Origin of the sequence: Bradyrhizobium sp. SSBR45G (genome assembly GCF_030159255.1) — a bacterium.
In the GTDB taxonomy this organism is placed as follows: domain Bacteria; phylum Pseudomonadota; class Alphaproteobacteria; order Rhizobiales; family Xanthobacteraceae; genus Bradyrhizobium.
In genome coordinates this window covers 83,911-99,839 of the sequence record NZ_BSCT01000017.1, presented here as the reverse complement: position 1 = coordinate 99,839, position 15,929 = coordinate 83,911, and the positions used below count along the sequence as shown (strand labels likewise).

General features: G+C 65.7%; 10 protein-coding genes. All 10 read right to left on the bottom strand.

All coding sequences use genetic code 11. The features are described from left to right. Positions 1-28: 28 nt before the first annotated feature. The gene (locus tag QQL87_RS20040; protein ID WP_284420428.1) at positions 29-2,305 is read right to left on the bottom strand and encodes an NADP-dependent malic enzyme; all 2,277 of its coding nucleotides are present in this window, start codon (positions 2,303-2,305) and stop codon (positions 29-31) included. 72 nt (positions 2,306-2,377) lie between these two features. After that, complete coding sequence (locus QQL87_RS20035; RefSeq protein WP_284420429.1) at positions 2,378-3,697, bottom strand: dicarboxylate/amino acid:cation symporter; 1,320 nt, start codon at positions 3,695-3,697, stop codon at positions 2,378-2,380. 49 nt (positions 3,698-3,746) lie between these two features. Continuing rightward, positions 3,747-5,498: a dihydrolipoyl dehydrogenase gene (gene lpdA, locus QQL87_RS20030; RefSeq protein ID WP_284420430.1), complete on the bottom strand. Its 1,752-nt coding sequence runs from the start codon at positions 5,496-5,498 to the stop codon at positions 3,747-3,749. Between the two features lie 19 nt (positions 5,499-5,517). Continuing rightward, on the bottom strand, positions 5,518-7,071 hold the full coding sequence (locus tag QQL87_RS20025) for a dihydrolipoyllysine-residue acetyltransferase (RefSeq protein WP_284420431.1): 1,554 nt from the start codon (positions 7,069-7,071) through the stop codon (positions 5,518-5,520). A 23-nt stretch (positions 7,072-7,094) separates the two neighbouring features. Continuing rightward, positions 7,095-9,782 carry a pyruvate dehydrogenase (acetyl-transferring), homodimeric type gene (gene aceE / locus QQL87_RS20020; protein ID WP_284420432.1) on the bottom strand — a complete coding sequence of 896 codons (2,688 nt, stop codon included), beginning with the start codon at positions 9,780-9,782 and terminating at the stop codon, positions 7,095-7,097. Between the two features lie 428 nt (positions 9,783-10,210). Continuing rightward, positions 10,211-10,555, bottom strand: a complete 345-nt coding sequence (locus tag QQL87_RS20015; RefSeq protein ID WP_284420433.1) for a hypothetical protein — start codon at positions 10,553-10,555, stop codon at positions 10,211-10,213. 160 nt (positions 10,556-10,715) lie between these two features. Then, positions 10,716-12,047: a lysine N(6)-hydroxylase/L-ornithine N(5)-oxygenase family protein gene (locus QQL87_RS20010; RefSeq protein ID WP_284420434.1), complete on the bottom strand. Its 1,332-nt coding sequence runs from the start codon at positions 12,045-12,047 to the stop codon at positions 10,716-10,718. A gap of 14 nt (positions 12,048-12,061) precedes the next feature. Further along, positions 12,062-13,129: a GNAT family N-acetyltransferase gene (locus tag QQL87_RS20005; RefSeq protein WP_284420510.1), complete on the bottom strand. Its 1,068-nt coding sequence runs from the start codon at positions 13,127-13,129 to the stop codon at positions 12,062-12,064. A gap of 79 nt (positions 13,130-13,208) precedes the next feature. Next, a complete protein-coding gene (locus QQL87_RS20000) occupies positions 13,209-14,942 on the bottom strand; it encodes a cyclic peptide export ABC transporter (RefSeq protein ID WP_284420435.1) in 1,734 nt (577 codons plus the stop codon). Continuing rightward, complete coding sequence (locus QQL87_RS19995) at positions 14,942-15,922, bottom strand: alpha/beta hydrolase (RefSeq protein WP_284420436.1); 981 nt, start codon at positions 15,920-15,922, stop codon at positions 14,942-14,944. Before QQL87_RS19995 ends, QQL87_RS20000 begins: the two co-directional genes overlap by 1 nt. Positions 15,923-15,929 lie beyond the last annotated feature (7 nt).

The window sequence follows — 15,929 nt, the reverse complement described above, 5'->3', positions numbered from 1 at the left end:
GAGCGACTCCCGCGTCACTCCGTCTGCATCATGTCTTCGGCACCGCCGCCCCGGCCACCGCAACCGCCGCCATGTTCACGATGCGCCGCACCGTCGACGATGGCGTCAGTATATGCGCCGGCCTGGCGGCACCGAGCAGGATGCCTCCCACGGTGAGCCCCTGCCCCGCCGCCATCCTTAGCAGATTATACGAGATGTTGGCTGCATCACGATTGGGCATGACCAGCACGTTCGCTGGTCCCTCGAAACCGGAGTCCGGAAACTCGTGATCGAGGATGGATTGCGAGAGCGCCGCATCGCCCCGCATCTCTCCTTCCACAACCAGCGCGGGTGAACGCGCATGGATGATGGCGCGCGCCTGGCGCATCTTCAACGCCTCCGGCGCAGACGAACTGCCGAAGCTCGAATGCGACAGCAGCGCCACCCGCGGCGTGATGCCGAAGCGCTGGACGGCCGCCGCCGCCAGCAGCGCGATGTCGGCGACCTGCTCGGCGGTCGGATCGGCATTGCAGTGGGTGTCGCAGATGAACAGCTGGTGGCGGTCGAGCATCAGCATCTGCATCACCGCGAGCGTGGCGACGTCGTCGCGGAGGCCGATCACGTTGCGGATCGTGGCGAGATGGTCGGAGGTCCGGCCGACCACGCCGCACAGCATCGCATCGCCGACACCGCGCGCGAGCAGCAGCGAGGCGAGCACCGTCGCGTTGTTGCGGGTCTCCGACAGCGCCAGTCCCGCAGAGACGCCATCGCGCTTGCGGCTGGCGTGGTACATCTCGGCGCATTCGGCATGGACGCGCTCGTCCTGCGGATCGATGATCTCGCAATCATGTCCCGGCTTGAGGCGGAGACCGAAGGCCTTGATCTGCTCCGCGATGATGGCGGGGCGGCCGACCAGCTTCGGCAGCGCGAGCCCCTCGTCGACGACGATCTGCGCGGCGCGCAGCACGCGCTCCTCCTCGCCCTCCGCCAGCAGCAGCGATTTGGCGGCGCTCTTGGCGACCGCGAACACCGGCTGCATGGCATTGCCGGAGCGGTAGACGAACCGCGCCAGCTTCGCGCGGTAGTCCGCCATGTCCGCGATCGGACGCCGGGCGACCCCGGTGTCGGCCGCAGCCTTGGCGACCGCTGGCGCAATGACCTCGATCAGGCGCGGGTCGAACGGTTTTGGAATGAGATAGTCGCGGCCGAAGCGCAGGCCTTCGCCCTTGTATGCCGCGGCCACCACCTCGGGCACCTCGGTCATCGCGAGATCGGCGAGCGCATGTACCGTGGCCAGCTTCATCGCATCGTTGATGGTGGTGGCGCCGCAGTCCAGCGCGCCCCGGAAGATGAAGGGAAAGCACAGGACATTGTTGATCTGGTTGGGGAAGTCCGACCGCCCGGTGCCGATGATCGCATCGGGCCGCACCGCCAGCGCATCCTCCGGCATGATCTCGGGCGTCGGATTGGCCATCGCGAAGATCAGGGGATCGCGCGCCATCTGCTTGACCATGTCCGGCTTCAGCACGTTGCCGGCGGACAGGCCGAGAAAGATGTCTGCGCCCTCGATGATGTCGCCGAGCGTCCGCGCCGAGGTCTTGACCGCATAGCGGGCCTTGTTGTCGTCCATGCCCTCGGCGCGGCCGGCATAGACCACGCCGAACACGTCGCTGACGATGATCTGCTCGCGCGGCAGCCCGAGGCTAACGATCAGATCGAGACAGGCGAGCGCCGCGGCGCCGGCGCCCGAGCACACCAGCCGGACGTCCTTGATGTTCTTCTTGACGAGCTTGAGCCCATTCAGGATCGCCGCCGCCACGATGATCGCGGTGCCGTGCTGATCATCGTGGAACACCGGAATCTTCATCCGCTCGCGCAGCTTCTGCTCGATGTAGAAGCACTCCGGCGCCTTGATGTCCTCGAGATTGATGCCGCCGAAGGTCGGCTCCATCCGCGCGATGGTGTCGATCAGCGCGTCCGGATCGGTCTCGGCGAGCTCGATGTCGAACACGTCGATGCCGGCGAATTTCTTGAACAGGCAGGCCTTACCCTCCATGACGGGCTTGCCGGCCAGCGGACCGATATTGCCGAGGCCGAGCACGGCGGTGCCATTCGTGACGACGGCCACGAGATTGCTGCGCGCCGTCAGCTCATCGGCCTGCGATGGATCCGCCGCGATGACCAGGCATGGCTCGGCCACCCCAGGTGAATAGGCCAGCGCCAGGTCGCGCTGCGTCGCCATCGCCTTGGTCGGCACCACGGAGATCTTCCCGGGCGTCGGCAGGCGATGATATTCGAGTGCGGCTTCCTTCAGGTCCCGATCCATCGCGATCCTCGAACTCATCTGCATCAAGGGGGAGAACCGGGACTGGTCCTGCCAGTCCCGGTTCGTCCGGCATCAACCAGTGGTGACGGCAACTTCGACATCGGAAGGATCGATGTCGCGGTCGAGCGCGGCGCGCAGCTTGTCGCGGTCGAGCTCACCCTCCCACCAGGCGACGATCACGCAGGCGACGCCGTTGCCGCAGAGATTGGTGAGCGCGCGGCATTCGCTCATGAACTTGTCGATGCCAAGCACGATCGCCATGCCCGGCACGAGCTCAGGCCTGACAGCCGCGAGCGTGCCGGCAAGCGTAATGAAGCCGGCGCCAGTGATGCCAGAGGCGCCCTTCGAGGTCAGCATCGCGACGAGCAGAATCGTGATCTGCTCCCCGAAGCTGAGATCGACGTTCATGGCCTGAGCGATGAACAATGTGGCCAGCGTCATGTAGATGTTGGTGCCATCGAGATTGAAGGAATAGCCGGTTGGAACGACGAGTCCCACCACCGGCTTGGAGCAGCCGAGACGCTCCAGCTTTTCCATCATCTGCGGCAGCGCGCTCTCCGATGACGACGTGCCGAGCACGATCAGCAACTCGTCCTTGATGTATACGAGAAACTTGAAGATCGAGAATCCCGCGATGCGCGCGATGATACCGAGCACGACGAAGACGAAGACGAGCGCGGTCAGATAGAAGGTCGCGATGAGACCCGCGAGGTTGCCAAGCGCCTGCGGGCCGTAGCGCCCGATGGTGAAAGCCATCGCGCCGAAAGCACCGATCGGGGCAGCCTTCACCACGATCGCGATAACGCCGAAGACGGCATGCGCCGCGTCGTCGATGAACGCGCGCATCGTATGGCCGCGTTCACCGAGGCTCATCAAGGCGAAGCCGAACAGGATCGAGAACAGCAGCACCTGCAGGATCTCGCCCTGGGCGAACGCCCCGACCACAGTGTCCGGAATGATGTGAAGGACGAAGTCGACCGACTTCATCTCGCTCGCCTGCTTGGCATAGCTGGCGACTGCGGCGGCATTGGTCTGGCCCTGGAAGCCCGCGCCGGGACGCAGCACGTTCGCGACGATCAGGCCCAGCGCCAGTGCAAAGGTCGAGACGATCTCGAAATAGATCAACGCCTTGACCGCGACGCGACCGACCTTCTTCACCTCGGAAATGTGCGCGATGCCGGACACGACAGTGCAGAAGATGACTGGCGCGATCACCATCTTGATCAGCTTGACGAAGCCGTCGCCGAGCGCCTTGATCCAGTCGTTCTTGCCGAACTCCGGCCAGAGCCAGCCGACGATGACGCCGAGCACGATCGCGACCAGGACCTGCACATAGAGGACCCGGTAGAACGGCTTTTTCGGCGCCGCGGCCGCTGTGGTGGTTGCAGACATCGAACCTTCTCTCCCTGGTCTCACTCGGTGTACGTTTCGTCCCAATCGCCTATTTCCGCTTCTGCGGCGGCAGATCGGTGCAGTGCCCCTCGAATACCTCGGCTGCCATGCCAATGGATTCGCCGAGCGTCGGATGCGGATGAATGGTCTTACCGATATCGGCGGGCTCGCAGCCCATCTCGATGGCGAGACAGATCTCGCTGATGAGGTCGCCGGCATGGGTGCCGACGATGCCGCCGCCGATGATGCGGTGGGTCGTGGCGTCGAACAGCAATTTGGTGAAGCCCTCGTCACGACCGTTCGCGATGGCGCGTCCCGAAGCCGCCCATGGGAACACGGACTTGCCGAACTTGATGCCTTCGGCCTTGCACTGCTCCTCGGTCTTGCCCGCCCAGGCGACCTCCGGATCGGTGTAGGCGACCGACGGAATCTGCCGCGCGTCGAAATAGGACTTCTCGCCATGCGCTGCCTCGGCCGCGACATGGCCCTCGTGCACGGCCTTATGCGCCAGCATCGGCTGTCCCACGACGTCACCGATGGCGAAGATGTGCGGCACGTTGGTGCGCATCTGCTTGTCGACGTTGATGAAGCCTCGGTCGGTGACGGCGACGCCGGCCTTGCCGGCTGATATCGCCTTGCCGTTCGGGCTGCGGCCGACCGCCACCAGCACGAGATCATAAAGCTGCGGCCCGGCCGGCGCCTGCGCGCCCTCGAAGCTCACCTCGATGCCGGCCTCGGTCGCCTTGGCGCCGACGGTCTTGGTCTTCAGCATCACCTTGTCGAAACGGTGCGCGTTGATCTTCTCCCAGACCTTGACGAGGTCGCGATCCGCACCCTGCATCAGGCCGTCGAGCATCTCGACGACGTCGATGCGGGAACCGAGCGTCGAATAGACCGTCGCCATTTCAAGCCCGATGATGCCGCCGCCGATCACCAGCATCCGCTTCGGGATCGACTTCAGCAGCAGCGCGCCGGTGGAATCGACGATCCGCGGATCGTCGGGCAGGAACGGCAGCTTCACGGCCTGGCTGCCGGCGGCGATGATCGCCTTGGCGAAGCGGATCGTCGTCTTGCCGCTCGCGGTCGCGACCTCCAGGTGATTGGGATCGACGAAGCTGCCGACGCCCGTCACCACCTCGACCTTGCGCGCCTTGGCCATGCCGGCGAGGCCGCCAGTCAGCTTCTTGATGACGCCGTCCTTGAAACCGCGCAGCTTGTCGAGATCGATCTGCGGCGCGCCGAACGAGATGCCGTGATCAGGCAGATGCCTGACCTCGTCGATCACGGACGCGGTGTGCAGCAGCGCCTTGCTCGGGATGCAGCCGACGTTGAGACAGACCCCGCCGAGCGTACTGTAGCGCTCGACCAGCACGGTCTTCATACCGAGATCTGCGGCACGGAACGCGGCGGAGTAGCCGCCGGGACCGGCGCCGAGCACCAGCATCTCGCAGTCGATATCGGCCTTGCCGGAATAGGACGCGGCGGCGGGCGCGGGCGCAGCAGCCGGGGCAGCGGCGGGCGGCGGCGAGACCGCGGCGGGCGCCGCACTGGCCGCAGCATCCGTGGCCTCAAGCGCGAGAATGACCGAGCCCTCGCTGACCTTGTCGCCGGTCTTGATGCGGATCTCCTTGACGGTGCCGGCGTGCGAGGACGGAATTTCCATCGAGGCCTTGTCGGACTCGACGATGATCAGGCTGGTGTCGACGGCGACCGTTTCGCCCGGCTTCACCAGCACCTCGATGATTGCGACATCCTTGAAGTCGCCGATGTCCGGCACCTTCACGTCGATCAGCTGAGCCATGCCGTTCCCTCCTTACATCTCAGAACAGCACGCGCCGGAGATCGGCGAGCACGTTGGCGAAATGGACGTTGAAGCGGGCGGCGGCGGCGCCGTCGATGACGCGGTGGTCCCAGGACAGCGACAGCGGCAGTGTGAGCTGCGACGTCCAGGTCTTGCCGTCAGCCGAATGCTGCTTCCAGTAGCCCTTGCAGACGCCCATGATCGCGACCTCGGGCGCATTGATGATCGGCGTGAAGTAGATGCCGCCGATGCCGCCGAGCGAGGAGATCGAGAAGGTGCCCCCCTGCATCTGGTCGGGCTTGATCTTGCCCTCGCGCGCGAGCTTGGCGAGGTCATTCATCTCCCTGGCGATCTCGGGGATCGACTTCTTGTCGGCATCCCGGATCACCGGCACCATCAGGCCGTTCGGCGTGTCGGCGGCAAAGCCGATGTGCCAATAGTTCTTATAGACCAGCGTATCGCCGTCGAGGCTGGCGTTGAACTCGGGGAATTTCTTCAAGGCGGCCACCGCGGCCTTCACCATGAACGGCAGCAGCGACAGCTTGACGCCGCTCTTCTCGAGCTCCTTGTTCATCTTGACGCGGAACTGCTCGAGCTCGGTAATATCGGCCTCGTCATGGGTGGTGACGTGCGGGATGACCACCCAGTTGCGATGCAGATTGGCCGCCGAGATCTTCTTGATGCGGCCGAGTTCCTTGCGCTCGACGGGACCGTATTTGGCGAAATCGACCTTCGGCCAAGGCAGCAGATCGAGACCCGCGCCTCCACCCGTGCTTGCGGCCGCCGCTTGCGACTTGGCCGGGGCGGCGCCGCCCTTCGTCTCGCCCTTGGCGAAGGCCTCGACGTCCTCGCGCAGGATACGGCCGTGATTGCCGGTGCCCTTCACCTTGCCAAGGTCAACAGCCATCTCGCGGGCGAGCTTGCGCACCGCAGGGCCGGCATAGGCGAGCGCGAAAGAACTATCGTCAGCTGCGGCCGGAGCCGGAGACACGGCAACAGGTGCAGCCGCGGCCGGCGGCGCGCTTGCTGCAACAGCGACTTCGCCTGTCGCCAGCACCAGAATGATCGCGCCCTCGCTGACCTTGTCTCCGATCTTGACCTTGAGCTCGCGCACCGTGCCTGACAGCGGCGCCGGCACCTCCATGGTCGCCTTGTCGGATTCCAGCGCGACGAGCGGATCCTCCGCCTTCACGCTGTCGCCCGGCTTGACGAAGATCTCGATGACCGGAACTTCCTTGAAGTCGCCGATGTCGGGCACCCGCACCTCGGCGACGCCGGCGGGCGCGCTGACCGGCGACGGCGGCGCGCTGACGACCGGACGCGCCTCGGCCTGCGCGGCGCCTGCGTCCTCGAACTGCACGACGACGGTGCCTTCGCTGACCTTGTCGCCGACCTTGACGACCACAGCCTTCACGGTGCCGTCACGCGGCGACGGCACCTCCATCGTCGCCTTGTCGGACTCCAGCGCGATCAGCGGATCCTCCGCCTTCACGCTGTCGCCGGGCTTGACGAAGATCTCGATCACCGGGACGTCCTTGAAGTCGCCGATATCGGGTACTTTGATGTCAGTCATCGCTATGTCCTCGGCTGGCTGCGTCACAGGGTCCAGGGCGCAGCGCACCCAGTATCGATCTGATACTTCGCGATCGCCTGCGCGACGACGTCCGGCCCGATGCGGCCGTCGTCGGCCAGCGCCTTGAGCGCGGCCACCGCGACGTAGTGGCGATCGACCTCGAAGAACCGCCGCAGCTTGACGCGGTAGTCGCTGCGGCCGAAGCCGTCGGTGCCGAGCACGACATAGCGGCGGCCTGCCGCGTGGACGTATTCGCGGATCTGGTCCGGATAGTTGCGCATGTAGTCGGTCGAGGCGACCACCGGGCCCGCATGGCCGTCGAGCTGCGCCTCGACCCAGCTCTTGCGGCGCGACTCGGTCGGGTGCAGCAGGTTCCAGCGTTCCGTCGCCATGCCGTCGCGGCGCAGCTCGTTGAAGCTGGTCGCGCTCCAGACGTCGGCGGTGACGCCGAAGTCGGTCTTCAGCAGCTCGGCGGCCGCGATCACCTCGCGCAGGATGGTGCCGGAACCCATCAGCTGGACGCGAAGCCCGTCGTCCTTGGCCTCGCCGCCGCTCTTGAGCAGATACAAGCCCTTGAGAATGCCCTCCTCCGCCTTCTCGCCAGCCTCGGCCAGGGCGGGATGCGAGTAGTTCTCGTTCATCAAGGTGATGTAGTAGTAGACATCCTCCTGCGCCTCGTACATGCGGCGCATGCCTTCGCGGACGATGGTGATGACCTCATAGGCGAAGGTCGGGTCGTAGGACACGCAGTTCGGAACGGTCGCTGCCAGGATGTGGCTGTGGCCGTCCTCGTGCTGCAGGCCCTCGCCGTTCAGGGTGGTGCGCCCGGCGGTGCCGCCGAGCAGGAAGCCGCGCGCGCGCATGTCGCCGGCGAGCCAGGCGAGATCGCCGACGCGCTGCAGGCCGAACATCGAGTAGTAGATGTAGAACGGGATCATCGGCACGTTGTTGGTGCTGTAGGACGTCGCCGCCACGATCCAGCTCGACATCGCACCGCCTTCGTTGATGCCCTCCTGCAGCACCTGCCCGGTCTTGTCCTCGCGGTAATACATCAGCTGGTCGGCGTCCTGCGGCCGGTAGAGCTGGCCGACCGAGGAATAGATGCCGAGCTGGCGGAACATGCCCTCCATGCCGAAGGTGCGGGATTCGTCCGGCACGATCGGCACGATGTGCTTGCCGATCGCCTTGTCGCGCACCAGCGTGCCGAGCATCTGCACGAACGCCATGGTGGTCGAGATCTCGCGCTCGCCGGTCGCGTCCAGCAGGCGCTGGAACGTGGACAGCGGCGGGATCGGCAACGACGCCGATTTGCGCCGGCGCTGCGGCAGGCTGCCGCCGAGCCGCGCGCGCTGAGCGTGGAAGTATTGCATCTCCGGGCTGTCGTCCGAGGGCCGGATGAACGGCACCTTGGCGAGATCCTCGTCGGCCACCGGCACCTGGAAACGGTCGCGGAAACCGCGTAGCGCATCCTGGGTCATCTTCTTGGCCTGGTGCGCGATCATCTGGCCTTCGCCCGATTCACCCATGCCATAGCCCTTGACGGTCTTCGGCAGGATGACGGTCGGCTGGCCCTTGTGATTGACCGCCGCCGCATAGGCCGCGAACACCTTCTCGGGATCATGACCGCCACGGGTGAGGCTCCAGATCTCGTCGTCGCTCATGTCAGCGACGAGTTGCTTGGTTTCATCATACTTGCCGAAGAAGCGCTCGCGAATGTAAGCGCCACTCTTGCTCTTGAAATCCTGGTACTCGCCGTCGACACACTCTTCCATGAGTTGGAGCAGCCGCCCGCTCTTGTCCTTCTCCAGCAACCGGTCCCAGCCCGAGCCCCAGAGAACCTTGATGACGTTCCAACCGGCACCGCGGAACACGCTCTCCAGCTCCTGGACGATCTTGCCGTTGCCACGCACCGGGCCATCGAGCCGCTGCAGATTGCAGTTGATGACGAAGATCAGGTTGTCGAGCTTCTCGCGCCCGGCGAGCGAGATGGCGCCGAGCGATTCCGGCTCGTCGGTCTCGCCGTCGCCCATGAACGCCCAGACCTTGCGTTTGGCGGTCTCGGCGAGCTTATGGTTCTCGAGATATTTCAGGAAGCGCGCCTGGTAGATCGCGACCAGCGGCCCGAGCCCCATCGACACCGTCGGAAACTGCCAGAAGTCAGGCATCAGCCAGGGGTGCGGATAGCTCGACAGGCCCTTGCCGCCGGTCTCCTGGCGGAAGCCGAGCAGCTGGTCCTCGCTCAGGCGCCCTTCGAGGAAGGCGCGCGCGTAGATGCCGGGCGAGGAGTGGCCCTGCACGAAGATCAGGTCACCGCCATGGGTCTCGGTCGGCGCATGCCAGAAATGGCCGAAGCCGATGTCGTAGAGCGTCGCCGCCGACTGGAAGCTCGCGATGTGGCCACCGAGCTCCGAGCTCTCCTTGTTGGCGCGCAGCACGATCGCCAGCGCATTCCAGCGGATGATCGAGCGGAGCTTGTGCTCCAGGGCGCGGTCGCCGGGCAGCGCCGGCTGCTGATTGACGGGGATCGTGTTGCAGTACGGCGTGGTCAGCGACTGGGCGACCGGAAGGCCGTCGCGGCGGGCGGCGTCGAGCACCGCCTTGACGATGAAGCGGGCGCGCGCATCGCCGCGATGGCCACGCACCGCCGCCAGGGCCTCCAGCCATTCGCGGGTTTCCTGCGGATCCAGGTCGTTCGCGTCCGCAATTGTCATCTTGGTCTCCACTGCATTCCGAGCCGAGGTCACAGGTCCACACACGCGCCGACCGTTCAGGCGCGCGCGAAGCCGCGCAGGCGCGATCGCCTGCTCGCAGGATGTCAGATCAAAGGTGGGCTGTGGGCTGGCATGGACGTCCCCCTCGCGTCTGTTGTTCTGGAGCTGGCGCTCGTTTGGCGGCTCTTCAAGCAGCATTCGTGCCAGCGGCAGGATACTCCAAAGGGAGGCCGCATGTCGTTCAATTTTCTACCGTTTGCAAACCATCATCGGCGCCGGCCCGGTGGACGGCCGGTGGCCCGTCTGAACTTTCGGAAAGTGGCAGCCATGGCCGCCCGAAAAGTCGGACAGCGGATCGATCCGCCCGGCACCGGGCGCGACGATGCTTCGAACGCCGGGATCAGTGGACGGCCGAGTTGGATGGACGGTCAGCCCGGCTCCTTGGGGGATGCCTTCGGATCCAGCCGACGCCGCCGCGCCCCGAGGCGCGACCGCCGGATGCGCCGCTTGCGGAATTCCAGGCTGCACATCGCGATGTCGATACTTTCGGCCGGACGCCGCAGACGGCGTCCATGGAAGGCGAGCCACTTCTCGACCTGACGCACCAGCACGCGGTCGAGCTGATGACGCCGCAGCAGCTCGTCGCGGGTATGCAGGGAGGCAATGTCCACGATATAGTCGAACCGCTCCGACATGGTGCTCCCGACGAGCCGCGCGTAATCACTGGATATCAATAAAGTCACGACCCGCTCAGGCAGATGCGGCTCAGCCATTTCCCATTCCCAAACTGCGCCGTGGCTGCTGGCCGCGAGATGCCGGCCCTACAACAATCGCAATCACGGCGAACACCGATGTTCATCCGACCGTGCCGCTCCACCGGCAGCACGACGGGTTCCTCGCCAACTCAGCGGCTCCGCGGCCTGCGTCCCTGCCTCACGAGTACATGGCTTCGGCCAGATGCGGGTCGTGCTCTGGCGCGCGCGGTCCGGCTGCCGTCGCCACCAGCGACGCCGTGATCTCCTGGGCGCGCATCGGCAGCACCGACAGCAATGTGTCGCTCAGCCCGTGCGAGGACTCGGAGCAGCCCTGCAGATGGATCTGCGGACGAAAGCCCGGACGGGTCTGGAGCCGATAATCGCGGTCCAGCCCGCCCGGCTCGATGTAGCGCCGGATCGGATCGAGGAAGGCCGGAACCGGCGATCGCTCATAGCCCGTGGCGACAATGACGGCGTCATAGGCCGCCCGGTGACGGACCGCCTCGTCCTTGTTCAGGAGCTCGAGCGTGATGCCGTCCGGACCTGCTTCGGCGCTGACGATCTCGCTGCGGGGATGCAGCGCGAGTGTGCGTTCTCCGGAGACGCGCTGCTGATAGGTCTTGCGGTAGAGCTGGTCCAGCAGCTCCGGGTCGACGACGGCATAGTTCGTGTTGCGGAAACTGCGGATGATGGCGGCGCGCTGGGCCGCCTCGCGCGAATGGAAATAATCGGTGTAGTCCGGATTGAAGATCTCGTTCACGAACGGGCTGCTGTCGGACGGCTTGAGCGCATGTCCGCGGAAGACGAGATCGATATGAGCCTCCGGAAGCCGGTCACTCAAATCGAGCGTGACCTCCGCGGCACTCTGCCCGCCGCCGATGACGGCGACGCGGACCGGACGGCCGCGCAGCTCCGCGGTGAGCGGCGAGTCGAGATAGGCGCTGGTGTGCACAACCCGACGATCCCCGGCGATCGGATGCAGCTCGGCGGGGACATGCGGGACGCCACCGACGGCGACCACGAGATGGCGCGCGATGCGGGCCTGCTCCTCGCCACGTGCCGTTCGCGTCAGCACGCGCAACGCGACCACCGACTGGCCCGCACTGACCGGCTCTACGGACGTGACCGTCTCGCCATAGTCGACCTGCGCGCTGAACTGGTCGGCGACCCAGCGCAGATAGTCGTTGAACTCGATCCGGCTCGGATAGAACGTCCTGCAGTTGGAAAAATCAAGCAGGCGACCGGATTTGTGCAGATAGTTGACGAAGGTGAAGGGACTGGTCGGGTCGCGCAGCGACACCAGGTCCTTGAGGAACGAGATCTGCATGTTGCTGCCGGGCAGCAGCATGCCGCCGTGCCATTTGAAGCTCGGCTGCCGCTCCACGAACAGGGAACGGCAACTCAGCCGCTGCTGTCTGGCACAGTCCTCCAGCGCAATGGCGAGCGCCAGATTCGACGGCCCGAAGCCGACACCGATGACATCATAGTCCGGCGCGATGGGATGAGACATGAGGTGATGCTCCGTCAGCGTTGGGTCTCTTTGGTTGCGTCCTTCGCAGCCGGCTGCCACAGCCGGTCCGCGAAGAAACGCTCGCGAAGCAACATGACCAGGGTTGCTCGCTTGTGCGGGAAGTCGAAATTCTTGATCCGGGCAAATCCGGCGCGATCGAGATTGCGCAGCTGCTGGACATGGGCCGCAGCCGGCTCGCCGACGATGCGCATCGTGCGGCAATCGTCGAGGAACATGTAGTGCATGAGCGAGGGCAGCCACGCGGTGATGTAGTCGCGGCCGCGAAAATCGTCCTCGCCGACGATCACATGCCAGCCGCGATCGTAGTCGGCCGCGTCGTAGAACGGCGCGATGCGGTTCTCCTTGGCCCAGTACAGCTCGAAATAGCCGAAGGGACGCTCACCGAAGCAGCCGATCAGCGGCAGCATGTGCGGATCGGACAGGATCTTGGACAGATAGGTCCGGTGCTTGTCGAGGTCGCCGGCCTCGTTCCAGAACGCATCCACCCGCGGATCGTTGAGCCAGCGGTGAACCAGCGGAAGATCCTGGTCGACGTCGACGACGCGGAAGCTGACGACATCGGACAGCCAGGGGATGAAGCGCGCATAGACGCGGCCGGCCGGCTTCGGCGGCCGGCGCGGATGACGTCGGCCGTCGCTCATCACATGAGAGAGCGGAAATGCCGGGCGTGCGGCATCCACCAGCCAGCTCTCGCGCCGCTGCATCACCATGTCCGGCAGCAGCACTGCGCGGTCATCCTCGATCACCGCGAGACCCTCGCGGGCCAGCATCGATGCCGCGGACGGCCTCTCTGCACATTCCAGCACCAGCCGTTCCACCGCCGGATGCCAGCCGAACACCGCTTCCGTAGCAACAGACACTCCGCGCAGCATCAGATCCGGATCATCGACGCCGCCGCGTACGATCAGCCGCTCCTGAGCGATATCGAGCGTGAGCGAGAGCAGGACAGCGCCATCGGCGACGACGTGCAGCTCGTCACGGCTCCGGCAGACCGACAGCGCGGGGTCCGTCCCGGCCAGGAATCTCTCGGCTGCGACGGCCGATCCCACGTCTGCGTTCATGCGCGTTTTCCCCTGTTGTCTTGCGCTCGCCGCGCGCCCGCGCCCGGGATGTAAGTCCGACATCGCGCCAAGCCGCCGCTCATGCTCTCGACGTCGCATGCGCCGCGCCCTCATCCTGCAGCGACGTTTTCGGTGAAGGCTTCGGCCGCGCAGGCTCGCGCTGCTGCGCCGCCTCAAGCTCCGCGAGCTGTCCGTTGCTGAGCCTTACGATCCTGTCGGCGCAATGAAAGTAGCGGTCGTCATGCGAGATCACGATGATCGTCTTGCCGAGCCGCCTCAGATCGGCGAGCAGCTCGGTGTAGAAGATATGACGGAACGCCGGATCCTGGTCGGCCGCCCATTCGTCGAACACAAGCACGGGACGACCTTCGATCCAGGCATTGACCAGAGCGAGCCGCTTGCGTTGGCCGGTCGACAGGTCCGTAGTCGAGAATGCACCGTTCGTCACCGAGACCTTGTGAGCCAGCTCGAGACGATCCAGGTAGCGCTGCGCAAATTCGGGCGCCGGACCGTCGGGCTGCAGCAGCGTGTCGAACAGATAGTAGTCCGAGAACACCGTGGTGAAGAGCTGCCGATAGTCGTCGCGCGTCTCGCCGGTGACTGGAATGCCGTCACGCAGCAGCATGCCCCGATCGGGCACGTAGAGCCCCAGCAGCAGCTTGATCATCGTCGTCTTGCCGCTGCCATTGTCGCCGACGATGAAGAGGATCTCGCCACGGCGGATGCGCAGATCGATCGGACCCAGCATGAAGGACGGGCCGTCGGCTGCCGCCTGGAACGCATAGGAGACGCCGCGCAGCTCGATCGATTCGATCCGTTCGGCGTCGTGGTTGGCGAGATCGTCGAGCAGATCCGGCTCCGCGGTTGCGAACCGGTCCGACAGTTCGGCAATCCGGCGCATCGCGACCTGGGCGCGGCCGAGCGACGGCAGCATGCCGATCAGCTGGTCGATCGGGCCGCGCATGAACAGCAGCACCAGGACGAAGCCGCTGGAGACCGACGGCGGGCTGTCCGGCCACAGCAGCGGCCGCAGCACCAGCGCGGTTCCGATCACCAGGAACAACAGCACGGTCCCGAGCGCACGCGCGGTGACCAGGAGATTGATGGCACTGATCTGCACGTCGCTGATCCGGTCGACGGTGCGCTGGATCAGGTCGACATGCACGTGCTGTCGGCGCGGCCGATGCAGGCGCAGCTCCTTCGCCCCTTCGGCGATCGTCCGGTAGTGCTTCTGCAGATCGTCCTCATACTGGCGAGCCAGATTGAACCCGGACATCCCGCGCTGCCGTGCCCGAAAATGCGCGAACGATCCGAGCGCGATCAGCGCCGCCGTGACCAGAAACAGCGGCCACGACAACACGGCGAGATAGACCAGGCAGCCGGCGACGACCACGCCGGAGACGAGAAACGCAGGGAAGAAGAAGGCGAAGTCGCTGATCGCGTCGACGTCCTTGGTCAGCACGGGGATGAGCCGGTGAGCCCGGTAGGATTCCAGCTGATCGATCGGCGCCATCAGGATCTTGGCCGCCAGCGACTTGCGCAGCGAGGCGATGATCCGCTGTCCGACGACGTTGGCGCTGATGTCCGAGCCGACCGAGCCGAGCACGATCAGGATGCAGAGGCCCGCGAACGACGCGACCAGGCTGCTGACATCGCCAGAGCCGGCGTAGAGACCCCTGTTCACCACCGCGAGCAGGCTCGCGACGCTGGCGCCGCCGACGAGGCCGAGCAGGATGCCGGTCAGAACCAGCTTCCAGTACGGCCGCAGCAGGCCTCCGACATGGATGATGCCGGGATTGGACGACGTCATCATCAGCGTCCCGCTCCATGTAATTGCGCGAAGGTTTCGGCGAGCTTGGCGCCGATCTCGGCGCGCGCCTGAAGCGCGTCCGGCACCACATTGCCCATGCGGAGGAACTCGTGGATCATGCCTGGATAGATCCTGAGATCGACTGCGACACCGGCGATCCGCAGCCGCTCGGCATAGTCCCGCCCCTCGGCGACGAGCGGGTCGAACTCGGGCAGCAACATCAGGGCCGGCGCGACGCCGGCGAGGTCCGGCGCGGCCAGCGGTGCGAACCGCCAATCGTGGCGATCGGCGGCGTCGCGCAGATAGTGGTTGAAGAACCAGTCCACCGTCTCGCGTTCGAGCAGATAGCCGGAGCCGAACTTGGAATACGAGTCCGAGACCTGCTGCGGGCTGAGGCCGGGATAGGCGAGCACCTGGAGCAGCGGCTGAGGCAAGGCTCGGTCGTCACGGGCCGCGATCGCGAGCGCCGCGGCCAACGTGCCGCCAGCACTGTCGCCGCCGACGGCGACGCGCCGTGGATCCAGTCCAGCGGCAGGCCCGTCACGGCCGATCCAGGCAAGCGCATCGACGCAATCCTCGAACGCCGTCGGAAACCGGTGCTCCGGCGCGAGCCGGTAGCCGATCGACAGCACGGCCGCGCCGCTGTCGCACGCAAGCCCGCGGCACAGCGGCTGATGCGAGTCGAGGCTGCCCACGACGAAGCCGCCGCCATGCATGTAGAGCAGCACCGGAAGCGGATCAGCACAATCCGGCTTTCGTGCTGCATAGAGACGGGCCGCGATCTCGGCGCCGTCACGCATCGGCAACGCCAGCTGCTGCTCGAAGGCGAGCGGCGGCGGATCAACGTCCAGCAGCGGTGAAGAGGCGTCGAAATCGGCACGTGCCTGCGCGGGCGTCAGCTGCGGGAACGGGATCCGGGCGCCGGACTCCGTTCCCAGCTCGATCATGTCGAGCAATGCCGCGATGTCGGGATGAAGGCTCACGTTGACC